We start from the raw sequence: 23,131 nt of genomic DNA, 5'->3' as shown, positions 1-23,131 counted from the left end.
GTTGCAAGTATCCGCTAAATCCTAGGCATGGATGAAAAAAGAATTATTGATTTGGAAACTAAGATTGCCCATCAAGACCTCTTGCTTGAGGAACTGAATCAAGTCATTTACCAGCAACAACTTCAGATCGACCAATTAGATAAGACTCTTCATCAGTTGGCCAAAAGATTCAAAGAGGCTCTTGGCTCTGAAGGCGAGGATATCCGTGGCCATGAAAAGCCACCTCACTACTAATTTGCTTTTTTATTCTGCGCAGTAGGTAAAACTTTTAAAACAATTAGTCCAACGACAAGCGCCCAAAATGCCGAACCCACCCCCATCACTTCAAACTTTGAGGCCGCAACTAAAAAAGTAAAAAAGGCTGCTTCTTTATATCCCGGTCGGTGGAACGATTTTTCAAGATTTAGCCCAACCACTGACATCAATGCCAGGCCCCCAATCACAACCACCATCGAAGGGGGGATCACTCCTAATAATCCCGCAAAGGCGCTAGCAAAAAGTCCCATCACAATATAGATAACCCCCGACACTACCGCTCCGGTATAGCGTCTATTTTTATCAGGATCGGCCTCGGGGCCCGCAATGATCGCCGCTGTCAATGAAGACAGATTCAACGAAAATCCACCAAATGGCGCCACCAAAAGATTGGTTAGTCCTGCGACCAAAATCATTTTTGAACCCGAAACACTAAAATCATTAGACTTTAAAACTGCATATCCCGTGACATTCTGAGATGTCATCGTCACCAAACATAGTGGAAAAGCTAAACCTATGGCATCTTGAATTCTAAACTCGGGCCACCAAAACTCGGGGCTATGAATAGCAAGATCAATATTCTGAAATTGAATTCCTTGTGTCAGAGCTAATACTAGAACTCCAAAAAATAAACTGACCGGCACAGCATAAAATGCTTTGAACCGCTTCGTGATTAAAAATACCGCCAGCATAATCCCTAAAACTAAGGGTAATTCATTAAGCACCGAAAAAGCATTCAAACAAAATTTTAACAAGATCCCTGCAATCAAGGCCGAGGATATCTCGCTGGGAATTAATTTCATCAGCCGATCGAACTGACCAGACAAAGCAATCAGTATCGTGAATAGCGAGCTAAGAATAAAGATTCCAACTGCCTGTTGGACCGTATGTCCATTAAAGCCACCTAAAAGAACAGCGACTCCAGGAGTGGACCAAGCAAACATGATCGGCATTTTATACTTTAAGGACATACCGATCGTGATGATTCCCATTGCTAAACAAAGAATACCGATCCATTGACTGGCCTGCATGCTATTTAATCCAAGAGCCTTGGCCATCTGAAACACCAGGGCGGCAGAGCTTAAATAGCCAACTAAACAGGCGATGGCACCAGAGGAAGCCGTTGTAAAACTAAGATCTTTTAAAAATGTTCTTTTTTTGAATTCCAAAATGGACCAACCAATCTAAAAGAGATATTTAAGACTGCCATGATTTAGCATGATTGAAAAACAAAAAAGCCTGCGACATTGCGCAGGCTTTTTTTGTATCTACAAAAAACAGAGACTTGCTCGCTATCTAATTAATTAGAACTGACAAGTCGTTTTTAGATCCGTCTTACGAAGACCATCTGAAATGCAACGGAACTGTTGTCTAATAGTCACTTTTTTACCTTCTAAAGAAATTGTCTCTTTAAAACCGACTGCTCCACCCATATCGCCACAGGCATCGCCACCGGCTCTTTTTGAACTTTCACTAACCAGCAACGTATTATCATCAACTAGCTTAGCCGAATTAGTGATCATAGTATTCGGAGTAAAGTACATACCAGTATCATTCAATGAAACCGTCATCCCTACGATTCTCTCGCCACCCATTTCAAAATCTTCGTCTTGAATGTTGATCGCACAACGACTTCCAGCAATACCGTTTTCATAAGACTCAACGACTCGGCCAACACTGCCATTCAACTTACGAAGTCCTTTTACGATATCTACAGCCCGAGACTGAGCCATTGCTGTTGATGCCACCGAAAACATAACCAATGTCCCAATAACCATTTTTTTCATACTTTCTCCTTTTTTATGAATAGCACATAACTTTCAAATTTTATTAACATGACCAAATTCAAGGTATGCTATAAGTATGCCAGAATCCATTCACCCCAGCATGCCAACAACTCAACTCAAAGTGTTTTCAAAAAATGGATTGTCTTTTGCATTCCATCATATTTTAGCGCTTAAAACAGGGCTAAATTCGTTCTTATTGACCTTGGCCCCTTCTTTGGAGTGTTTGAAACCTCACGGTTGAGAAGTCTCTCTTAATCTTTCTTCGTATTGTTTGGCAAACATTTCTGGTGTTTTATTTTTCAACGCTGAGTTTGGTCGTTCCGTGTTGTACTCGATTCTCCAACTTTCAATGATCTCTTTTGCATGCAAAATGGATTCAAACCAGTTTAGATTCAAACACTCGCTGCGGAACTTGTCGTTGAAAGACTCAATGAATGCATTCTGGATAGGTTTGCCAGGTTGAATAAATTTCAGTTCCACCCCGTTTTGGTATGCCCATACATCCATCGCCTTTGAAGTGAACTCCGTACCGTTGTCCACGATGATCGCTTTCGGGCACTTACCTTGAGTCTTGAGTCTGTTGAGCACATCGGCCACGCGGTTGCCCGGAATTGAAAAATCAACATGAATCGCCACCGCTTCGTGTGTGAATAAATCTTTGATGTTGAGGGTTCTAAATCTTCGTCCCGTCGCTAGAGAGTCTGAGACAAAGTCCATGGCCCAAATTTGATTGGGTCCCGTCGGAGCCACAAAGAGGAGTCGTTTGCCTGATCTCTTTTTCTTTCCTGATCGTCGATTCATTTGCAATCCCAGCTCTCGGTATATTCGAGCAATTCGCTTGTGATTATCTTTAAAACCCATACGCTCACGAAGAATAAATGAAACCCGTGGTCTGCCATAGCGAACCTTTGCTTGCGCAATCTCAAGCATTTTTTCTTTTAGGGCGTTGTCATCGCGATGTCGTTGGCGCTTGTAAAATAGCGTAGATTGTTGAAGCCCCAAGACTTTGCAGAGTGATCGTTTGCTGATTTTCAATTTGTCTTTGATAGCTTCAAACGCCTTGCGCTTTTGCTTGGGGCTCACCACTTTCCCTTGATGATCTCTTGGGCTGCCTCTAGTTCGACGGCCTGTTTTGCAACCACACGCTGCAAGCGCACGATCGTTGCTTCAAGCTCTTTAAGCCTACGAACCTCAGAGCCCTGCATACTGCCGTATTTCTTTCTCCATGCATAGAACGTGTGGGTGGCGATGCCGTGTTTGCGGCAAATATCTTGAGTCGACGCTCCGGCATGGCCTTCGGATAAAATCTTGGTGATTTGTTCGTCTGAAAATCTGGATTTGCGCATTTGCGCTCCCTTCATGCACGTCTTTTACGCGCTTTGTTGGGAGGAATCAAGTGCTCCAGTTTTTGGGGCCAAGGTCATTATACTAACGACATGAAGCAAGTGATCTAGTGATTCTCGTTTTCCTGAAATATAAGAGAACAAGAGTCAAAAGACGCACTAAATTTGTAGCCGTCAGTATAAGCCCACATGCCCCAAAATGGCGTCGCTGTCTATGAGATAGACATATATTTATAAAGGAATTTCTATGGCCATCATTAAAATCAACGCAAAAAAATGGGTTCTTTCTGCGATCGCTGCGGCTACTTTTACCAATCAATCGGCCCTGGCTAACGTTCAATGTGTCGAGTCTTATAAACTAAAAGAACGCCTCGAGGCCACATTGCTTCAGGCCGAAACAAACTTAAATGAAGCCTCCAGGAGCCATAAAGCTCAGATCGCGGGTTCTACCCTTATGATTGGGTTGATTGCCGTGGCAACTTTCAAAAAGCAGCCCCTGATCGATCATTCTGCTAAAAATATTGCTTTGGGAGTCATGGCGGCCAGCGCACTTGCTGGTGGTGTAAATTATACGGTGGGCTTAGGGCAACTAAAAGAATACGAAATGGCAGTTTCTGAGCTAGGAAATACCATCAAAGATCTTACTGACCCAAATAGCATTTGCGACCTCTCAACAAAAACAAGATTGCAAAACTCTGACAAAATTAAGTTGATACAAGACATGCGTCATCAGTCTATTCAGATCATGGAGCAACTAGAAAAAGCACTTCAAGCCAGCGGGTTAGGGCGTAATGTGACCGTTGCTTCTTATGCTATGTTAGGCGCGGGAGTTCTGTCGCTTGCGACTCAGCAAACGGGAGGCGCCAATATCGGTGGTGGACTTTTAGTCATGTTAGGCACGGTGGGAGCCCTTGCGGGGTCCGCTTTAGACAGTTCGTTAATGACATTAAATAAAGGTGAAATCACGCAGGCGATTATAAGCCTTAAATCTTCTATTCAACGCTTGAATCACCTAGAGCAAGAGCTTATTAAAATCGAAGAAATGAAAGAGATTTATCAGTTAAATTAAAGAGTCGACGAATGAAAGTAATTTTTAACTACCTTATTTCCAGCACTATTTTTCTGTCTTCTTTGGCGTTTGCCGAAGAACGGTCAGAAATTTACTATCAGACTTTAAAGTCCTGCAGAACTTTTATTGGATCAGAGCAGTTAAACTCATTTCTTGTTTCAACCGGAGAAAACTTAAGCCTTCTTGCCGATGCCTTTAAATCCAATGCAGATTTAGTCCAAAAAATCTCTGCGTACCACCAACGGAAATGGATGGGAATTTATGTTTCAGATCGCATGGAATCTGACGATTTTTATCAAGCCCTTCGAGACTGCGCTCCGAATTCTGCCTTTAAACGCGATGCCTACGCAGCTTCACTCTTAGCTGCGGATTCGGCGGGAAAACTTCCAGCCATCATGCTTATTTGGATTGCGAACAACGTATCCGCAAAGATCTTTGGCGGAATCATGAGCCTTTCTAAGCCGGTCGGAGTGACTCTTATCACAGGTATTACCCTGACACAGTCGTTAAATCTTTATTATGAAGTGCAAACAAGGTATCAATTGCAAAGAATTGAATCTATCGAAAAATTGAACTCGATTTTAAATAGTAGCCACGTCAGTGAAGATACCGCAGAGGCCCTAGTCTTAGAGTCCCTTCTAGAACTGCGAAAAGCCCTACAGGAAAAGCGCCAATCAACGCCAGACCCGAAGATTCGAACTGCAATTGAAAAAGATCTGAAATCCATCGAAGAAAAAATTAAAGAACTATCGCAACAAGCGGGGTCCCTATGATCTATTTTTTACGACAATCCATTCGAATATTGCTTCTTTCAAGCGTTGCCATGACCTCTGCTGTCCAGGCCTCTGATCGATTAGGATTTTATTGCGAGTCCGCTAACCCTTGGGACACTCAAATCCTTGGACTTCCTACGTATATTAAGACAACGTCCTGCGACTATGTTGAATCCACTTTATTTGCTCGTAATCTAATAAGCATGGCACAAGACAAGTGCGACCTGATCGCTAAAGAGGGAAAGCTTCCCCGTCTTAAAGCAAACTTAGTTGCCGAAGAATCTTGCCACAATCAAAGTCGAAAAATTTCCCTGAACCTTGAAGAAGCGCATATCAATAAGATCGCTTCAGACAATCTATATATCCAAGGACAATGGCTTGAAATTTACGTGGACAACCGCAAAAATGAACAGCCAATTATCAAATCTGATGGCTTAGAGCAAGCCCAGTGGATTCACCTTCAAGAAGGTGTATTTTGTGGTTTTCCTGGAGCTGGATATGCCTTCAAAGTTAATGAATCAAAAAGTATTGAAGTCAAAAATCTTCGTACATCCGAAAGTTCGCATTATGAATTCAAAATGACTTCTGCGAATATCGATACCTATAAAAAAGTATCAGGACCAGGTGCCCAATTTATCGAGCACTCTTTAGCGATGGGCTTCTTAGGTCTGGCATTTTATGATCTCAATGGAAATCAGAAAGGTCCATTAACTAAGATTCCTTTGGCTGTCATTGATCGTCCTAATCAACGAGTCTGTGTTCGAACGAATAGGTAGCCTGGCCTCCTTCGAAACTAACAACAACTATATCTTTGCAGGGATAACGAAGGGTGCTAGATTAGCCAAATGCTAAATCAATTTTCTGACACTCAAAAAGCTTTTGTCGTATGGCTCTTGCTACTGCCCTTTCACATTGTCTTTTTAAAATTCAATGGACCTTTTAGCTTTGATGAAGGTGTTTATCTAGCCACCGTCAAAGCCCTGCAACAAGGCGGACGTCTATTTATCGAAATTGATTTTACCCAGTGGCCTTTATTCGCCTACGTCCTTAAAGGGGCCTCGGATCTGGTAAGTAGTTTTTTAGGTCGCCCACTTGAATTTCACGAATTCGCCATTACCTGCCGTGCTTTAATTTTAGCTCATGGTGCAATTTTAGCCACGGGCTTTTCTCGTCTATTAGCAACGATCAACGTCCGCGGTCGCCTTAATACCTTAGCTGTTTTTTTACTTTTAAGCTCATCTGCTGTGTTTTTCGTATCGCACACCATTTTGGGAAATATTCCTGCTATTGCATGGGCCATTTTCGCCCTAAGCTCGGAACGCATTGGCTGGATGGCGATCGCCCTGAACATGAAGCTAGTTGCGGCTCCTTTTGCTTTATTATTTAAAAAGCGCACCAATATATTGGCATCACTTGTTTTGGCTTTGCTTTTAGCTTTTCTAACAGGCTTTCCAATCAACGGTGTTTCAAGCCTGCAAGGAGGAGCGCTGACCAACCCCATCGAAAGAACGTCCCTAATTGATCGCATTTTGTGGCTTATTGAAGGTCACGGTATTCGCCCATGGGGAGAATCCGGCGTCTTAAAACACAGTCTTTACTCTCCACTTATAATTTTGGGATTTATATCATGCCTATATATCTTTTTTAGATGGATACAGAAAATAAAACGAAGCTCATTAAATTTAAAAGATGAGCTACAATGGCCAAGTATTGAACTTCGTAGCCTCCTGGTCTTTGCTATTCCCTTATTTGCTTTTCTTGTTCATTCTACGGTTTGGAAACATCATATTGTTATTTTATTTCCCGGCGCAGTTTTGGGACTTATTTTGGTACTAAAAGATCATAAAATGCGATCTTTATTGAATGTCCTTGCATTATTTCAAATAGGTTTTATTGCATTTACGACGTGCTTTTACTTTAAGGCCAATCAGGCTTGGGCGAATAAAACCGACTTCCTAATTAATCAGCTTAAGAATGAATCGATAAAAAATGTTGGTTTGATTTCGGATCATCCTTGGCTATCGCTTCAATCGGGCAATCCCCCCAAGGGCCCCTTTGTCGATCCTTCAAGGGTACGCATCCGCACCGGCCAAATCTCTTGCAATCAAATAATAACAACCCCAAAACAATTTATTTTATCATCGGATCGCTTTTCAGAGCTCAATTGCCCAACGCCATTCACTGAATACCTACTTAGCCAAGGCTATAAGAAAATCTCGGTGATAGATGATTTCACACTTTGGGGATTCTAATATTCATTTGATGAATTAATTTACTATTGGCGACGGAACGGCATATATCTTGGTGTCGAGATATAGTTACCATCCCAGTTGCCTTTGTTGCACCATACTTTATTAGAGTTATCCATCGCACAGAATGTATACCCACTACCGTGCGCCTTAATACTAGTAAACGTAACCCCAGGCTGAATGACTGTGGGAGCTTGATCAAATCTGTTCTTAGGGAAGTAGTGCACTTTTCCATCGGTAGTTAATGCGATACTACTATTACCTGCGACTTTAACGTCCGCATAAGAAACTCCACTATTAACCAGAGTCGGGGTCGTCGCCGAGATATTGAACGTATAGTCTCCCCAATACCCCCAACATTTAAGGTCCCCGTTAGTTCGGACTCCACATACCGCAGAATCACCTACACTTAAAGAAGAGTAAGTGTTAGCCGAATCCACTGTAAACGGAACGCTAGTATTGCTCGTAGATCCGTTCCCAACTTTACCTTGGGAATTGGCGCCCCAGCATTTAATAGTATTGGCCATCGTAAGACCGCAAATATGCGCGTATGAAATTTCAACTTTCCGATATGTCGTTCCGGCATCAACTACAGTTGGACTTGCTTTTGATGAACCGCCGAGATTTCCAAAATTGTCGTCATAACCAAAACACTTAATCTGATCTGAAGTGGTAATAGCACAGTAAAAGCTACTAGAAACCCTCAAGGTCTCGGGCTTATACACAGTTGCTGTATCGATCATTGTTGGGTTTGATCCTTTACAATCAGCACCACCACCACTGGATCCCCAAACATAAAGCTTCCCTGACGTTGAAACCCCAAGACCACAATAAAACTGCTCTCGGGCCGCATTTGCAAAGGCAACTCCAGGAGCGACCGGTGACATATACAACACGGCACCGCCTACAACTCCACTGCCGACAGCACCGAAGCCATTGGCTCCTGCACACTTCATAGCTCCAGAGCCATTTATAACGCAGGAACCATTATTCGAAGGCACCGCTTTACCACCTGTATAATCTGCCCCAGAATCAACGATAACCGGAGTCATAATATTCATCCCCGCTCCGGTATAGTAACTGCCCCAGCATGATGCCAAACCATCGGATTTGATTCCACAAGCTGTCGCAGTTCCAACGCCATAATCAACGAAGGTCGTATTTGGATCGACTTGTATAAAATCAAATGCGGTGGCAGGGAAAAACCACTTATTAGCATTATCCCCCATACAAACAAGCTGACCATCTAACGAAATTCCGCAGTATCCATAGGGACCAGTATAGATCTTCGAATACTTAATACCGTCATTCACCAACGTCGGCACTGGCTGTATTGTAGTTTGGGATGTACTAAAGGTTCCGCGCACTTCGCCCCAGCACTTTAAATCATTATTCGAAGTTACGGCACATCCCATGCCCAAATCAATGTAATCAGTACCAGAATCAATCATCGACCGAGTTGTGATTGGAGTCGTCGTAGTATTGTTACCAACTTGGTAAGTAGATCCATTCCACCCCCAACATTTCAGTTTGTTAGTCGTAGTGAGACCGCATACCGTGACACCAGCAACAACCTTTAAATAGCTTGTACCAGAATCAACAACTGTCGGAGACAAAACCGAGGCTCCCCCACCAACAAGTACTTGCTGATAATTATTAGCACCCCAGCACTTTAACTCTTGAGCCGTAGTAATTCCACATGTCGTACCATCGTATCGGCTAACGGAAGAGTAGTTCGTACTCGCATCAATAAGAATCGGCGTTAAACTATCGCTGGTAGTTCCATCCCCGTTTTGCCCGACATTATTTCTACCCCAGCATTTCATTTTATTCGTATCTGTAACACCACAACCACCATGACTACCGATCGATATCTGATTGTAATTTTCAGTGGCATCAACATCGACAGGAGTCAATTGATCTACTTTATTGCCATTACCTAAATTACCATAATAGTTATAACCCCAACATTTAATCTTTTTGCCAGTCGTCAGTGCACATCCATACTGGTCGTTAACATAGACTTCTAAAAAGGTCTCTGCTGGAATTGGTTCAACCGCAGTATAAACAGGATTTTTATGTCCAACCCCTAACTGACCCGAGTAATTGTCGCCCCAACAAAATAGCTTTCCATCTGAATAAATGGCACAGGTATTATATCGAGATACCGACAACTTTTGAATAGTTTTATAAGTAGCATCGTTATCCTTAATTAGATGATAAACCAAGTTCAATGCACCGATCGTGACAGCTGCTTGATTAGTATGAGTTATGTAGACTCTAAGATTTCGATCGCCTTCCGCAAATCCCGTATCAAAGGTATCATACGAAACACTTGCTGAAAGTGAACCTGCAGGAATAGTCACAAATCCTGGAAGAAGATTGTGATCAACCATATAGACTTGATTACCGAAATAATTGTAATACACGCGGACATCGTAAGATTTCGTTCCGGTTAAGCTAAAGGTGATCAAATTATTTGTTGTTCCTTCGTTAATAGAAATATTTTTTGATGAAATGACGGCACTCACCTCTGAGTCCTTGGTCCAAGTTGCCGAGGTTGCACTCGAGTAGCTTTGCCAAAGCCCATTCACAGAACTTAAACCCACAGCACACAATGTAATTCCACCATTGCTAAGCCCACTAAAATCGATAGTTTGGGCAACACCCGCATTTACTTCTGACCCATATCCACTAGAGTCCGAGCAATCAATGGCATTGCCAATTTTGTACTTTGCTTTACTGACGTTGGTTCCATTAAAAGTAATATTTGCCGAAGTTGCCGTACTAATCCCTGAAGGACTTCCATTAATAACCACAGTTGGAGGCAACGTAGAGAGCGTATAATTGGCAGATTTCGTCTCTTGAACTATCGAGTTATCGATTAAATTTGCGGTGAATGTGATTCCAGCCCCATCCGCACCACTAATTGTCAGCGATGAACTCCAAGTCCCGCCCGAGCAAGTCGCTGTCGCCGACACAGGACTTGTTATTGAAATGGTGGCACCATTAACATTACAGGAACCACCAAATGTCGTATTGGGACCAATGATAGAGCCTGCCGCCGGACTTAATATTGAAAGTGTGCGACGTACAATAAAATTAGCTGTCGTTGACGCTAAAACCTGAGCTCCGTCAGTATGTTTAACAACCAAGTTTAGATTACTTCCGTTAGCCAAGGCACTAGTATCAAATGTATGAGTCCATCCTTGAGAGTTGTCACAATTTAATGTCGCGCTCAGACTTCCTGAAATTTCTATGCCTTTATTGGGCACAGTACAAAAACCGTAGACGGTCAAAGAGTTCGATATTTCGGTTCCGTTGGAAGGACCATCAACCGTCACCTGAGGAGTATCAAGCTCTACCGATGCCTGGTTACAGAATGTCTCTGCACCTAGGGCATCCTTGAATTTTACATATAAATTCTTAACGCCATTGGTTGAATCACTAAAGGTCCACGAATTACTACTCGCTATCGTTGCCCAGGTACCACCTGAAGAACAACTGCTATCTTCGGTCAAATAGGCCTGAACTAAATGTCCCGGCGCTGCCAGACTAACAGCTACTGTCGCCGATGTTGCGATAGGTGCGCCTCCATTCAAGGTAATGGCTTGATTGCTAAAATCGCTTGCCGCCAATGGCTGCCAACGGACTTTGAAGCCAGCTCCAACAACGCTACTATCGGACGTGAATTTTACTTGCACGTTGCTGGATGTCGTTGTCACCGCGGATGGAACACTGCTACCTGATTGGTTAAAAACTTGCACTCCATTATCTAGTATCTCGAGATAATCATACCCCGACTCGGTACTGAAACTATCAAAATAGAATTTTGTCGCACCAGCAAGTGTAAGATTCAAGGTGCAGTTTTCATCGTTGCTGTAATCGTTTGACGTCCCCCCCGAATCGACAATAGTTCCCCTGTCTAAACTTGATGAAACAGAGGTGCAAACATTCATCTGCGTAAATAACGGCCACTGTATTGAATCAGAGTAGCATGCAGATTCTACCAATGTACTTGTTCTAAACTTTATACTTACGTAAGCCGTTCCACCTACTGCCGAAGAATCTAAATTCCACCCTGGCACGACCGATTGACGAGTCTGCCAAGTTGGGGCCCCCGAACAATTCTGATTATTGAATAATGCCATTTCCGTTAGGCTCGAGGGAGCCAAAATATTCAGATCTTCGATTCCGGTCGTTGTAACTTCCTTAAAGAGCCCACCAATAAAGAGCTGTGGAACCCCAACAAGAACTTGCACTTTCTCTACAGCCGATTGATTTTGAGCCCGATCAATGGCCTGCACATACAGATAACGAACTCCCTCGGTGTTGTGTGTTTTGCTACTGGTAACTCCGAACGACTCAACTAAAAATACATGAACCGGGCTATCAGTTTCTGTAAATCGAAACTGACACTGATCTTGAGTATCAAGACAACTCCATGAACTTACAAATGAGGTTGCTGGGATTAGTTCATCACTTAGACCTTGAACTACAGGAAGTATGGTATCTTTTAAAATTTGACCAATAACGGACTTTGAGTCCTCAGAAACTTCGATCTTAATATTATCACTATCTGGGACTCCTGAAAAATCATGTGAAAAGCTCCAGCGCCCTCCAGAACAAGAGGTATTCCCTACGGGGATGTCCTGAATTTTCACGACGATTGTTCTGCCGTCAGTAGGACATGCACCTTCAATTGTCTTACTTTGATAGTTCGTCGCATTAACAATTATACTTTGCGCTGAATCGTCGATACTTAATTCGGTGGACTGCTGATTCTGCCCCAACAGTTCCGTCAGATTGGCGTTCAAACTACACGCCGTCGTAGAAAAAACTACCGCGATCACTGATATAAAATAAAAAAATTTCCGTTGACGTTCAAGAAGTCTCATATTTATCTAATCGGCAGAACTATAAAAAATTCTAAGAACAATGAGTTCTATTTAGCCATTTTTTTAAATTTTTTGAGAACTTTGTCTTATTCTGAAACAATGCAGAATCAGCCTTCGAACTCATCTAAAAATGCCTTGGCAGCTATTTCTGCTTGAAGAACCTTTGGGTAATGCTTTTATCGACTCAAGAATAGTGGGATTTTTATAAATTTCGTCGATTCTTAGCAAAGTCATTCCACTATATCCATATTCTGTCATTGCACGGCTCATTCTGGAAAATGAAGCTGGATCGTAAAGACTCCACGAAAGGGCATTTTCGCCTTTTAATTCAAACTGATATTTTGAAGAAGCGACACCAATCTTTCGAACCAAGGTTTCGGCAAGTGAGTCGACCTTCAATGCACCTTCATACGCACGATCCGGCAACTCGGTCGCGGTAAAGTGAATTACCAAATTTTGGCTAATGCCGGACAAAGGCCTTAATAAGTCCCTATAGCCAAAGTCGGCTTTATCAGAATACCAATCACCGTAGCTTGTTTTAATCATACCCGCATTTAGTTCGGCCAGGCGGTCTCCGCCAGCTCGCCAATGCACACCGGGGATTTTCAATCCGATCTTTGCGCTAGCAAAAGCAGCCTCGTTGCTTTGAAAAACACTTTTAGCAATGCTTATCATCTTTCGAGCGTGCTCGGACAAGGATCCAGAATACCAATCAAAAAAATCTTTACCATAGGCGCTAAAGTGCTGGTTCGTTTCAAAGAAGCTGTTTTTTAGTTCTTGCTGATTTGGGGGATAGATTTGTTCGAAAGAACTTAACTGAGAGCCCCATGAATTATTTAAGTTCTGCAAGGTTTGATATTTCATTTTCATCGCTTCACGGAAACTGTCCACAGCCAAATCCGAATAAGCCTGCAAGGCTCCTCGGTGCGGGTAACCAGCAGAAGGCCCATCATGCATATTATAACTTGGGTAGCGCAACTCACCAGCTGGCCCCATCGAGATATTTATTTCATTTATGATAGATGCATACTTCGAAAAATTGGCCTGAAATGCCACCATAAACCATTCATATCTGGGCTTCATAATGTCGGTAGCCCAGAAAGAAACATACTCTTTGGAATGATTTCCGTTTTCACTTTTGAACATGAGCTTTGTGGTATCTGCAGACTTCGTTTGATAGTAGCCCTGCGCCCACACCCACTCAGGAAGTGGAATATATCCCGAGTCGCCAACATTGCCACCCAATTGATGAAAAGAAAGAATTGGACTCCATCTTAAGCCGACCTTAGAGATGATATCAGCCATTTTTTCGTAATAGCGCCATTCAAAAGCCCCTTTTTGGGCTTCGACCAAACCCCACCAAACATCAGTTGAAACAGACTCAACGCCGTTAGCTTTAGCGATAGTTAATTGCTGTTCGAATTCTATCCACGCTTTTTTCGAAACATCTGCATCAGGATGATAAGGATCACCAATCAGCAAGGGTCCCATCACATTAATTTCAGCCATTGCAAAATTTGGAAACGTCAATAAAGCAGCAACAGTGACAAAAATAGTTTTTAGTAAAGGCATCCAATTGTATTTCAGGCTAATTGTTTTCATAAAACACATAGAGTGCAAGATGACATCCAAAACAGAGCCTCATTTCGAAGCGTTTACAGAAAAATTTAATTTTTAGTGGGCATTAAAACTGCTCTTAGTTTTAGCGTGCATTCTTTTTTTGACTGAATACTATTTTACGAGGATTGAGTAATGAGAAATAGACAAAACTTATACAGCTGTTTACAGAATTTTGCAGTTTTGGCGATTCTCTTGGTTTCCTTAACACCATCCGCCTCGGTATCTCAAACTGAGACACAAGACCACTATAAACTTTTAGGAATCTCTCGCCTCGCATCTGATTCAGAGATTAAATTAGCGTTTCGCCGTATGGCCGCAAAATACCATCCAGATAAATGGACCCAAGCCTCCTCAGCGGAAATCCAAAGGGCACAAAGCATCTTTATACAGGTTCGCAAAGCCTATGAAGCATTAAGCGATCCAAAAAAGCGCAGAGCCTATGATTTACAAAATGGTATTGACGCCAAACATTCCGAGCTTTCGTTAGCTTTGGTTATACAAGAAATCAAAAGCGCAAGCTCAGCGTCTGAAATGACTGAGGCGCTTTATAAACTAGATGAACTTCGTGCCGCAGTTTATGAAGGTAGCGAGGCCTACCGCGATTCGACGGCTTCTGCCGCACTAAAGGAAGTATTTAATATAAAAATTGATCAAGGTATTTTTGATCACTTACCTACAGCCCTGGCACTTATTGAAATGACCGCAAATTGGACTTACTTTGAAGGAGAAAACGAATTCAGACAGACTCTAAATTGGGATTCGATTCACCTAAATGTAATCAAGCGTTGGCTTGATAAGGGTCTTTCGTTAAACCAAGCCTTAGCACAATTAAAATCCCTGTCATTGCAAGTTGATGTAAAACTTGCGATGAGTTTTAACAATCAAACCGGCCTAAAGAGCCCTTCTTTGCCATTTTACTTAACTGGTGAAATTGCTGATGGACTTTTACACCACCAACTGACCACTGGAAAAATTAGAACTGCCCAGGATCTGTCTGACGCAATGGAAATCATTGTTAAGGCTTCAGGGCCTAACGGATACCAACGACCTTTGTTTTCATCTGGAAATCTTACCGGCTTAACCAAACATATTATTCCACTTTTACCGGAAATGACTTCTACGCAAATCCATGACTGGGCAAGACTTTGCAGGTCAAATCCAATAGAGTCACTGGGATTTCTTCAAAGCTTACTTCAAACAAAACTTGCAAAAAATCAGATGGCGGCAGGCACCGCATTTACAGCCGACGATATCTTAAAAACCTTTAAAATCATCATCGAGGGCAGCCTTGACCACCACTTAAAAGAAGTTCGAACCATGACTCGTGGTCCACTGATTGATGCCTATATGCGCTCACATCCAAGATATGATCAGGACACTCTTCAGAAATGGGTTACAAAAGAAATTCAAGACGCCAAAAAGCGACAGGCTCTGTTCGCCCCAGATCGAGGACATGAACGCTTTTTATATCCTGTTCTGAAAAAAGATTTTTTGAATTTAATCATCGAAAACAAATCTATCCTGAATAAGTGGGGCTTTAACAGCCGCCACTGGGATGACTTAAGAGCCTCGCTGAATGTATCAAGTTTAGAATTTACTGCGAAATCTTTAATTCAACCGTGGCCTAAGAAACCCTCGATTGATTGGATTAAGGCAACCCAGCAACTTAAAAACTTTGACTCAAAGACAACCGCTCCATCGTGCACAAAAATTTTCCTGCAATGAGTAAGCATAAATATTAAATCTCATTTCGAAGCGGTGTCTAAAAATTAACATTTATTTATATCTAGAAAGTGACGACAAGAGATCTATGCAAATTTTAAAATTACTTTGGCAAGCTTTGAACTGGATCTTAAAATTTCTTTTTCGAACTTTTAAGCCCACGTATATCACTAAAGATGGATATGTTCGATACAAAGAGACTGACGAGTATGAACATCGCATGTACGCACGAAAAGTTCTTCAACGAAGTCTTTATCCAAACGAGGTCGTTCACCACATTAACGGAAAACGCATAGACAACAGAATTCAAAACTTATGTGTGATGGATCGTCATGAACATGAGTTATTTCACGCATGGCTTGATTGGAAACGCAAGAAAACTGGAGCCTACCCCAGATTTAGCGAGCAGAAAGCGATCTTAAAAGATAAGCACGCAGGAATTCTGCTTGAGGAATATCACCAATACAGGCCATACAATGAAAAATTCAAGTTCTATCACCAAGCAAAAACACCGAACTATTCTCGGCAACTGTATTTTAACCTAAAACGAGAAAGAAACAGATTGGCCCAGCAAAACAGAATTCCGCCATATTTGGTTTTCAAAAATTTTACGCTAATTGAGATGGCTCAGCAAAAACCACATAACCTTCAAGCGATGCGACAAATCACAGGGGTTAGCGAGGAAAAGCTACGTCTTTATGGAGACCAGCTATTACAAGTGATATCGAAACACAAAGCCAATCCGCCACTATTAACCAAAAAAAGCTCTGTATCCTGATTTCAGACATAAAAAAACCGAGCTCAAAGACTCGGTAATTTTATTAAAAATGGCGGGGTGGACGGGACTCGAACCCGCGGCCTTCCGCGTGACAGGCGGACGTTATAACCAACTTAACTACCACCCCGCAATCACTAGGAGAGTCATTTATAGGGGGCTTTAAAGCTGATTTCAAGCTCTTTTTTGGCGAAAATTAACTTTTTTTTGAGCCTAATCAAGAACTTGCTGACTAAATAGGCATTAAAATGAAGCTGCCATAATATGTGGCAAGGACTGGCATTGGACAACGGGATTAAATGGGTTTAGTCTGCCCTCATAGCCCGAAATAGGCGCACTGAAGGAGCCATTATGAAAAAACTATTTATCTGTATCGCCCTACTTTTACCATCCCTGAGCCAGGCTGAAGAATACAACTACAAAGTCAAAGGCATGCATTGCGGTGGTTGTGTTAAGGCCATCAAAGCAAAGGTTTGTAATATGGAAGGTATCGACAAATGCGATGTGGAAGTCGGATCTTTGAAAATCACAACTAAGAACAACATCAAATTTACTCCCGAGCAGATCCAGCAGGCCGTTGAAAAAGCTGGCGAGTACAGCATCGAGAAGTAAATTCAGAACAGTATTAACAATCAAGAAGTTTTCAAGAAAGCCTGTGGAGCAGAATTCCCGGGCTTTTTTATTTCGCAATTGGCAAACCCCGTGACTTTCATGCAATGAAAGACCCATAATAGAGGAAGTCTATATTTTGAATACGCAGAGCTAGTTGAGGACTGAATGAGCAGCTTACTAATTATTGATGATGAAGAAGATTTACGCGAAGTCCTTTGTGCACTTCTTGAAGATGTGGCTTCGGAAATCATCACTTGCGCAAACGGAGCGGAAGCCTGTGCCGTCCTTGAACAGCGCTCTTTCGATGCCATTTTATCCGATGAAAAAATGCCTAAAAAAACAGGAATGGATGTCTTGCGCTGGCTTCGCGCCCGCGGCGACCACACCCCATTCATTATCCACACCGGATTCGGTCATTCTGATATGAAGGCGGAGGCATTGAACCTAGGAGTCTTTGCTTTTGTAGACAAACCCTGGGATGAAAAACACTTGATTCAAACAGTTACCGAGGCTCTTGAGGCTAAAGTTTAATCATGGAAAAGCTGCTGTGGATCGACCTTGAAATGACAGGTCTTGATGTCGAAAAAGAAGTGATTATCGAAGTGGCTGCAATTGTCACAGATTTAAACTTTAATGAACTGGCTTGCTTCGATACCGCTGTTAAGCAGCCTCAACATTATTTAGATAACATGGATGATTGGAATACCAAACATCATGGCGAAAGTGGTTTAACAGCCAAAGTTCCAAATGGAATGCCGCCACAGCTAGTTGAAGCCCAACTTATACAAATGGTAAAAAATCAATTCCCTGACCCTAAAGATCGCCCCGTTCTGGCTGGAAATTCGATCGCTCAAGACCGCAGTTTTATTAACAAACATCTACCTGCGTTCGCAGCCACCCTTCACTATAGAATGTTGGATGTTTCCAGCTGGAAAATAATCTTTAATAATAAATACAACTTCAAGTATGACAAGCAGGGCAAGCATCGTGCGTTGGACGATATTCGCGAATCCATCGCAGAACTTAAATCTTATTTACAATTTATAAATATTCAAAAATAGAAATAAAAAAGCTCGAGGTCTCCCTCGAGCTTTTCAATTTAAAAGAACTACCAAAAACTAGTAACGGTAGTGTTCTGGCTTGAATGGGCCTTCTTGATTCAAGTGTAAATACTTAGCTTGCTTTGTAGACAGCTTAGTCAACTTCACACCCAATTTATCAAGGTGAAGAGCTGCCACTTTTTCGTCCAAGTGCTTAGGCAATCTGTAGACGCTGATTTTTTTGTATTTAGCTGGATTGTTAAACAATTCCATTTGAGCCAATACTTGGTTTGTGAATGAGTTAGACATCACGAAGCTTGGGTGACCTGTTGCGCAGCCCAAGTTAACCAAACGACCTTTTGCCAATACGATGATTTGCTTTCCACCCTTCATAGTGTGGATATCAACCTGTGGCTTCACTTCACGCATCGTTGAATTTTTGTTCAACCAAGCCATGTCGATTTCGATATCGAAGTGACCAATGTTACATACAATCGCATTGTTCTTCATCGCTTTGAAATGCTTTTCAGTGATGATGTCTGTGCAACCAGTTGCAGTTACAAAAATATCTGCCACAGGAGCCGCATCTTCCATTGTTGTCACTTCGAAACCTTCCATTGCTGCTTGCAATGCACAGATTGGATCGATTTCAGTCACAAGTACGCGAGCACCCAGTCCACGCATAGAGAATGCAGAACCTTTACCTACATCTCCGTATCCAGCAACTACAACAACTTTACCAGCAACCATCACATCCGTTGCACGCTTGATACCGTCAGCCAAAGACTCGCGGCAACCGTACAAATTGTCGAACTTAGATTTAGTTACAGAGTCGTTGATATTGATAGCAGGAACTTTTAATTTTCCTTCTTTCAATAATACTTCAAGATTGTGAACACCTGTTGTTGTCTCTTCAGAGATACCGATGATGTTCTTCATCTCTTTAGCAAAACGAGGCTCGTGCATCATATTTGTCAAGTCACCACCGTCATCCAAAATCATGTTGAAGCCTTGTTTGCCCCAACCAACGATAGTTTGCTCGATACACCAGTTAAATTCTTGCTCGTTCAAACCCTTCCAAGCAAAAACAGGAATTCCCGCCGCGGCAATAGCAACTGCTGCGTGATCTTGAGTAGAGAAGATATTGCAAGAAGACCAACGAACTTCAGCACCAAGCTCGACTAGAGTTTCGATCAAAACTGCAGTTTGAATTGTCATGTGCAAACAACCAGAAACACGTGCGCCTTTAAGAGGCTTCTTTTTACCGAACTCTTTACGAAGAGCCATTAATCCCGGCATTTCAGTTTCTGCGATTTTAATTTCTTCACGTCCCCACTTTGCTAGTTTTGCAAAGACTTCTGGGTTCTCCATCGCCTCTCGGCAAACGGCGTAATCACGCACTTCAGTCGCAGCTGCTTTAGCTGGCTTCGTTACTTTTTTCATCTTCGTAGCGGCCTTTCCATTTGATGTTGCTTGTGTTTGCATTTTTATTTCCTATGGTAATGTTAAAATTTCGTATCCAGTGTCAGTGACTAGCACCGTGTGTTCGTACTGAGCCGACAGTTTTGCGTCTGCGGTTTTGTACCATTTGATATGAGATCCTGGGATATCATACTCAATCAACTCATCAGTGCCACCATTTATCATTGGCTCTACCGTGATGCAGTGAAAAGGCACGAGCCGGTCGCCCTTGCCCTTTTTTCCCCACGCCGGAACGAAAGGCTCTTCATGGAACTTACGCCCCACTCCGTGTCCACCGATTTCCTTTACAGTTGTGTAACCCCTGCGAGTCACGAACTTGTGCGTTTCGAATCCGATATCACCGGTATAACCACCCGGTGTGATTGCCTTGATACCAATATCCCGAGCCATCAAAGCAACTTCACAAATATCTTTTGCATGATCGGTCACGTTACCGACAAAAAACATTTTCGAAGTGTCCCCAAAAAAACCTTCATAAAGCGCAGTGACGTCAACATTAATGATATCGCCATCTTTCAAAACTGTGTCGTCCGGAACTCCATGACAAACGACATCGTTGACCGAGGTGCAGGTGTACTTAGGATAGCCCCCGTAACCGATACAAGCCGACTTAGCCCCTTTAGTTAGCATAAAGTCGTTACAGAGTTCATCGATCTCGTTAGTGGTAATTCCAGGTTTAATGTATTTTTCAAGATAGACCAACGTTTGCGCAGCAATTTGGCAAGACTTCGTCATCAACTTTATTTCATCTAGGGAGAGCGGCTTTATCGACATAAGAGGCAAGCTACCACAAAAAAGCGGTGAAGCCTAGGGGGGAATCAATTATAGACTTGAGAGATGCTTAGATACAAAAAAACCCCCGATCTAAGGACCGAGGGTTTTGCCGTAAGGCATGCTAGCTTAGAGCTAACTCCTTAATTACTTAAGGTGTTTAGCAACAAGTTTAGTCATGTCGAACATAGAAACAGTAGTCTTGCCACCGAATACTTTCTTAAGGTTTTCGTCAGCGTTGATGTTTCTGCGGTTTTTAGCATCTTGAAGGTTGTTCTTCTTGATGTAGTCCCAAAGTTTTTTAACAACTTCAGTACGTGGCATTGGCTTAGCGCCAACTACTTTTGCTAGGTCTGCAGAAGGAGTCAATTCCTTCATGAAAGCCGCGTTTGGCTTACGAGCAGTTTTTTTCTTTGGAGCAGCAGCTTTCTTAGGAGCAGCAGCTTTTTTTGCAGCAGCTTTCTTAGGAGCAGCAGCTTTTTTAGTTGTAGCAGCTTTTTTAGGAGCAGCTTTTTTAGCAGCAGCTTTCTTTGGAGCCGCTTTCTTAGTAGTAGCTTTTTTAGTAGCTTTAGCCATTGAGAATATCCTCCGTTAGTTGTTCTCTTTGTTCTGAACTCGTCCAGTGTGTATCTAAGTCGAGGTGTTTGTCCAAAAAAAAATGCAAGTTTCTTAACTTTTTTTTCGCGCTTCGTAATTTCCCGAGGGAAATACCCCGAATCAGGACTCTTCCTCCTCTGGAAAATGCCGAAAAAACAGTCATGCAAGCACACTCTCTCTGGCAAAAAAGCTTCAAAACCATTCTTGAAGAGCGCCTCTCTGAGGACCGCGCAAGTACAGAAAGAACTATTTCCAGCGAAGACAACTCCCCCGCTCATATGGCATTTCTCATAGGGAAAATGGGGAAATTCGAGTTTCAAGTAAGCCGAGTATCGACACGGAACCCTTACCCCAAGGCAAAACCTGCAGTACGCCCAAACCACATGTTCAACCACTCTCAGTGGGAGTCCTTCCTATTTCTAACGAAGTGGGCCGGCTCTGTGGCTGAAAACTTCAATACCCACGAGCTTAAGCAAGCGTTTCGACGTGCCGCTCTAAGGCTTCATCCCGATCAAGGGGGCGATGCCCAACTATTCTTAAGCCTTCGCTCGCACCTTGAAAACCTTGAGGTGTTGCTCGTTAAGGCATCTGAAAACGGACACACAAAATAAGATTCTATTTAAAAAACTAGCTGGCCTAGACTCAATTTGAGACCTCGCCGTGCCGATGTTAAAGATTGATGAAGGTAAACTATAAGGTCCTATATCTATTGTCGTACATTTGTTTATTCAGCCTTACGGGCTGTCTAACAGGTGGATTTTCCGCTGGGGAAGCACCTTCTACGGGCTCGTCAGGAGGAGGCAGCGCCAATTCCGGATCAGGGCTAACATCGGAGAAGCTAGGCCAAGGAACGACGTCGGCCGATATTCTTGGCAATACCTACGCCTACGAACTCTACAAGCTGAAACTCTCGTCAAATGAGGCCACCTTTGCCCAATGGATCCCTGCCGCCAGTGGCACTCAGCGCCCCGCTGTACTTATATATCTGCCCTACGAAGGCATCAACTGGTCCGGACTTGGAGTTGATAACTTCTGGGATGGCCTAGGCACGGGAACCTATCCTGACTTCAATGGACCGGCTTACGACTCTGGCAGTGCTTCGCGTATCTCGTATACCAGTTTCGCGCCCCAAAACGCCGGAGCCTCGAACTACCCTTTTACATATAATGATATAAATATTTTGATCGTATATGGCCGCTTCTATGCCGGAGGAGACCTCCAAAACGACGTGAACGATGTTTTGACGGGCCTGGAATTTTTAAACCAACATCCAAAAGTCGAGACCGCCAAAATAGGATTCTACGCTTCTTCCTGGGGTGCTCTTGTCGGTTTATATGCAATTCAACAGGCCGACTCTGGAAAAAAACCCCTTGCTGCCGCATTGGTCTCTCCGGTCAGTGACGTCTCGAAAATGAAAACCTACATCCAGACACTGATTCCGACCTACACTGCCGATACAACCATTCAAGGGCAATACACCAACTACCTTGACCCCCATCTTCGACGCCTTGATAAGGCCACCGAGAGTCTGACCGGACAACCCGAACGTTATGATGCCTATTCTCATACCGCTTTAAGCACGGCACCGGCAACGCAGTTCTTCACCCTTCACGACACCTGGGATACCTTAGCACCCGCGACGATGACCACGGACCTGATGACTGCTCTGGGCAATCGCTCTACTGATTTAAAATACTTCCATCTGCACGACACTGCGATCAATTTCAATACCTTTGCATTAGAGCACTCCCAAGCCACCCAAAAAATGAAACCCGAGATGACCACCCCCTTGGCTCAGACATTTTTACTGAATCGATTGCTACCCACAACGGCTCACCGAATCTTTTATAACTCGGCAGAGTTGAATAGCTTATTTACTCATACTCGCGACCGAAAAGTCGCAGGCGGCAATAGTTCATTCTTCACGGCCGTTCTGAACGAGCTCTGCAATGACTTCCTAACAATGCAAGACACCACATCAAGTGTTGCGACAGCTGATGGCAAAACAATTTTAAATTCCATGCTATACACTTATATCGGCGTGCCTAACGCCACAACAGACTGGGACGTTGATACAACAACAATCTGCAACCGTCTCAATACAGCGTCCCCTTTTTAGGCGGAATTCTTACTTCAAA

At 42.9% G+C, this 23,131-nt stretch carries 21 protein-coding genes and 1 tRNA gene; 12 read left to right on the top strand and 10 right to left on the bottom strand.

The genetic code is table 11. The features are described 5' to 3' along the window. The first annotated feature begins 27 nt into the window (after positions 1-27). Positions 28-234 (top strand): SlyX family protein, encoded by a 207-nt coding sequence (locus tag AC04MN_RS11035; protein WP_475383263.1) that lies wholly within the window; start codon positions 28-30, stop codon positions 232-234. Here the strand turns inward: AC04MN_RS11035 and AC04MN_RS11030 are convergent. The 4 genes from AC04MN_RS11030 to tnpA form a co-directional block, all read right to left on the bottom strand. Beyond that, positions 231-1,424, bottom strand: coding sequence for a benzoate/H(+) symporter BenE family transporter (locus AC04MN_RS11030; RefSeq protein WP_475383262.1), 1,194 nt, complete (start codon positions 1,422-1,424; stop codon positions 231-233). The two genes, AC04MN_RS11035 and AC04MN_RS11030, sit on opposite strands and share 4 nt — an antisense overlap. A gap of 135 nt (positions 1,425-1,559) precedes the next feature. Further along, positions 1,560-2,042 carry a hypothetical protein gene (locus tag AC04MN_RS11025; protein WP_475383261.1) on the bottom strand — a complete coding sequence of 161 codons (483 nt, stop codon included), beginning with the start codon at positions 2,040-2,042 and terminating at the stop codon, positions 1,560-1,562. 231 nt (positions 2,043-2,273) lie between these two features. Continuing rightward, a complete protein-coding gene (locus AC04MN_RS11020) occupies positions 2,274-3,125 on the bottom strand; it encodes an IS3 family transposase (RefSeq protein ID WP_475381947.1) in 852 nt (283 codons plus the stop codon). Then, on the bottom strand, positions 3,122-3,403 hold the full coding sequence (gene tnpA, locus AC04MN_RS11015) for an IS66 family insertion sequence element accessory protein TnpA (RefSeq protein ID WP_475381948.1): 282 nt from the start codon (positions 3,401-3,403) through the stop codon (positions 3,122-3,124). The genes AC04MN_RS11020 and tnpA overlap by 4 nt, the downstream gene beginning before the upstream one ends. 229 nt (positions 3,404-3,632) lie before the next feature. On the opposite strand from tnpA, the gene AC04MN_RS11010 reads away from it, so the two are divergent. From AC04MN_RS11010 to AC04MN_RS10995, 4 genes are all read left to right on the top strand, one after another. Next, positions 3,633-4,454, top strand: a complete 822-nt coding sequence (locus tag AC04MN_RS11010; RefSeq protein ID WP_475383260.1) for a hypothetical protein — start codon at positions 3,633-3,635, stop codon at positions 4,452-4,454. 11 nt (positions 4,455-4,465) lie between these two features. Continuing rightward, a complete protein-coding gene (locus AC04MN_RS11005) occupies positions 4,466-5,227 on the top strand; it encodes a hypothetical protein (RefSeq protein ID WP_475383259.1) in 762 nt (253 codons plus the stop codon). Then, positions 5,224-6,003: a hypothetical protein gene (locus AC04MN_RS11000; RefSeq protein ID WP_475383258.1), complete on the top strand. Its 780-nt coding sequence runs from the start codon at positions 5,224-5,226 to the stop codon at positions 6,001-6,003. The genes AC04MN_RS11005 and AC04MN_RS11000 overlap by 4 nt, the downstream gene beginning before the upstream one ends. Before the next feature lie 69 nt (positions 6,004-6,072). After that, positions 6,073-7,479: a hypothetical protein gene (locus AC04MN_RS10995; protein ID WP_475383257.1), complete on the top strand. Its 1,407-nt coding sequence runs from the start codon at positions 6,073-6,075 to the stop codon at positions 7,477-7,479. 23 nt (positions 7,480-7,502) lie between these two features. Here AC04MN_RS10995 and AC04MN_RS10990 read toward each other — a convergent pair whose 3' ends face one another. Together AC04MN_RS10990 and AC04MN_RS10985 are read right to left on the bottom strand one after the other, a co-directional pair. Continuing rightward, a complete protein-coding gene (locus AC04MN_RS10990; protein WP_475383256.1) occupies positions 7,503-12,329 on the bottom strand; it encodes a CUB domain-containing protein in 4,827 nt (1,608 codons plus the stop codon). A 165-nt stretch (positions 12,330-12,494) separates the two neighbouring features. Further along, positions 12,495-13,976 (bottom strand): family 14 glycosylhydrolase, encoded by a 1,482-nt coding sequence (locus AC04MN_RS10985; RefSeq protein ID WP_475383255.1) that lies wholly within the window; start codon positions 13,974-13,976, stop codon positions 12,495-12,497. Between the two features lie 150 nt (positions 13,977-14,126). On the opposite strand from AC04MN_RS10985, the gene AC04MN_RS10980 reads away from it, so the two are divergent. Then, positions 14,127-15,719: a J domain-containing protein gene (locus AC04MN_RS10980; RefSeq protein ID WP_475383254.1), complete on the top strand. Its 1,593-nt coding sequence runs from the start codon at positions 14,127-14,129 to the stop codon at positions 15,717-15,719. Between the two features lie 85 nt (positions 15,720-15,804). Further along, a complete protein-coding gene (locus AC04MN_RS10975; RefSeq protein WP_475383253.1) occupies positions 15,805-16,494 on the top strand; it encodes an HRDC domain-containing protein in 690 nt (229 codons plus the stop codon). A 50-nt stretch (positions 16,495-16,544) separates the two neighbouring features. Here the strand turns inward: AC04MN_RS10975 and AC04MN_RS10970 are convergent. Further along, positions 16,545-16,621: transfer RNA gene (locus AC04MN_RS10970), tRNA-Asp, on the bottom strand. Positions 16,622-16,842: 221 nt separating this feature from the next. Here AC04MN_RS10970 and AC04MN_RS10965 point away from each other — a divergent pair. The 3 genes from AC04MN_RS10965 (at position 16,843) to orn (ending at position 18,164) form a co-directional block, all read left to right on the top strand. Beyond that, positions 16,843-17,103, top strand: coding sequence for a heavy-metal-associated domain-containing protein (locus tag AC04MN_RS10965; RefSeq protein ID WP_475383252.1), 261 nt, complete (start codon positions 16,843-16,845; stop codon positions 17,101-17,103). A 165-nt stretch (positions 17,104-17,268) separates the two neighbouring features. After that, entirely contained in the window at positions 17,269-17,634 is a 366-nt protein-coding gene (locus AC04MN_RS10960; RefSeq protein WP_475383251.1) for a response regulator, read from the top strand. A gap of 2 nt (positions 17,635-17,636) precedes the next feature. Next, positions 17,637-18,164, top strand: coding sequence for an oligoribonuclease (orn, locus tag AC04MN_RS10955; RefSeq protein ID WP_475383250.1), 528 nt, complete (start codon positions 17,637-17,639; stop codon positions 18,162-18,164). 57 nt (positions 18,165-18,221) lie between these two features. Here the strand turns inward: orn and ahcY are convergent, their stop codons facing one another. The 3 genes from ahcY to AC04MN_RS10940 form a co-directional block, all read right to left on the bottom strand. Continuing rightward, a complete protein-coding gene (ahcY, locus tag AC04MN_RS10950; RefSeq protein ID WP_475383808.1) occupies positions 18,222-19,514 on the bottom strand; it encodes an adenosylhomocysteinase in 1,293 nt (430 codons plus the stop codon). A 123-nt stretch (positions 19,515-19,637) separates the two neighbouring features. After that, entirely contained in the window at positions 19,638-20,399 is a 762-nt protein-coding gene (gene map / locus AC04MN_RS10945; protein WP_475383249.1) for a type I methionyl aminopeptidase, read from the bottom strand. Positions 20,400-20,543: 144 nt separating this feature from the next. After that, positions 20,544-20,972, bottom strand: coding sequence for an SWIB/MDM2 domain-containing protein (locus tag AC04MN_RS10940; RefSeq protein ID WP_475383248.1), 429 nt, complete (start codon positions 20,970-20,972; stop codon positions 20,544-20,546). Positions 20,973-21,154: 182 nt separating this feature from the next. Between AC04MN_RS10940 and AC04MN_RS10935 the strand changes: the two genes are divergently transcribed. Both AC04MN_RS10935 and AC04MN_RS10930 read left to right on the top strand, forming a co-directional pair. Continuing rightward, a complete protein-coding gene (locus tag AC04MN_RS10935) occupies positions 21,155-21,604 on the top strand; it encodes a hypothetical protein (protein WP_475383247.1) in 450 nt (149 codons plus the stop codon). A gap of 68 nt (positions 21,605-21,672) precedes the next feature. Next, positions 21,673-23,112: an alpha/beta hydrolase family protein gene (locus AC04MN_RS10930; RefSeq protein WP_475383246.1), complete on the top strand. Its 1,440-nt coding sequence runs from the start codon at positions 21,673-21,675 to the stop codon at positions 23,110-23,112. Positions 23,113-23,131: the final 19 nt, after the last annotated feature.

It is taken from the genome of Bdellovibrio sp. ZFWA1 (assembly GCF_056175665.1).
Note: the sequence above shows the minus strand (reverse complement) of the source record. Positions and strands in the feature narration are given on the sequence as shown.

What these genes read in the sequence shown, in the direction of transcription:
- orn (WP_475383250.1), top strand. Translation starts at nt 17,637, where the DNA reads ATGGAAAAGCTGCTGTGGATCGACCTTGAAATGACAGGTCTTGATGTC.
- AC04MN_RS10940 (WP_475383248.1), bottom strand. Translation starts at nt 20,972, where the DNA reads ATGGCTAAAGCTACTAAAAAAGCTACTACTAAGAAAGCGGCTCCAAAG.
- AC04MN_RS11010 (WP_475383260.1), top strand. Translation starts at nt 3,633, where the DNA reads ATGGCCATCATTAAAATCAACGCAAAAAAATGGGTTCTTTCTGCGATC.
- AC04MN_RS10935 (WP_475383247.1), top strand. Translation starts at nt 21,155, where the DNA reads ATGCAAGCACACTCTCTCTGGCAAAAAAGCTTCAAAACCATTCTTGAA.
- map (WP_475383249.1), bottom strand. Translation starts at nt 20,399, where the DNA reads ATGTCGATAAAGCCGCTCTCCCTAGATGAAATAAAGTTGATGACGAAG.
- AC04MN_RS10985 (WP_475383255.1), bottom strand. Translation starts at nt 13,976, where the DNA reads ATGAAAACAATTAGCCTGAAATACAATTGGATGCCTTTACTAAAAACT.
- AC04MN_RS10965 (WP_475383252.1), top strand. Translation starts at nt 16,843, where the DNA reads ATGAAAAAACTATTTATCTGTATCGCCCTACTTTTACCATCCCTGAGC.
- AC04MN_RS10930 (WP_475383246.1), top strand. Translation starts at nt 21,673, where the DNA reads ATGAAGGTAAACTATAAGGTCCTATATCTATTGTCGTACATTTGTTTA.
- AC04MN_RS10995 (WP_475383257.1), top strand. Translation starts at nt 6,073, where the DNA reads ATGCTAAATCAATTTTCTGACACTCAAAAAGCTTTTGTCGTATGGCTC.
- AC04MN_RS10960 (WP_475383251.1), top strand. Translation starts at nt 17,269, where the DNA reads ATGAGCAGCTTACTAATTATTGATGATGAAGAAGATTTACGCGAAGTC.
- tnpA (WP_475381948.1), bottom strand. Translation starts at nt 3,403, where the DNA reads ATGAAGGGAGCGCAAATGCGCAAATCCAGATTTTCAGACGAACAAATC.
- AC04MN_RS11000 (WP_475383258.1), top strand. Translation starts at nt 5,224, where the DNA reads ATGATCTATTTTTTACGACAATCCATTCGAATATTGCTTCTTTCAAGC.
- AC04MN_RS11025 (WP_475383261.1), bottom strand. Translation starts at nt 2,042, where the DNA reads ATGAAAAAAATGGTTATTGGGACATTGGTTATGTTTTCGGTGGCATCA.
- ahcY (WP_475383808.1), bottom strand. Translation starts at nt 19,514, where the DNA reads ATGGAGAACCCAGAAGTCTTTGCAAAACTAGCAAAGTGGGGACGTGAA.
- AC04MN_RS10975 (WP_475383253.1), top strand. Translation starts at nt 15,805, where the DNA reads ATGCAAATTTTAAAATTACTTTGGCAAGCTTTGAACTGGATCTTAAAA.
- AC04MN_RS11035 (WP_475383263.1), top strand. Translation starts at nt 28, where the DNA reads ATGGATGAAAAAAGAATTATTGATTTGGAAACTAAGATTGCCCATCAA.
- AC04MN_RS11005 (WP_475383259.1), top strand. Translation starts at nt 4,466, where the DNA reads ATGAAAGTAATTTTTAACTACCTTATTTCCAGCACTATTTTTCTGTCT.
- AC04MN_RS10980 (WP_475383254.1), top strand. Translation starts at nt 14,127, where the DNA reads ATGAGAAATAGACAAAACTTATACAGCTGTTTACAGAATTTTGCAGTT.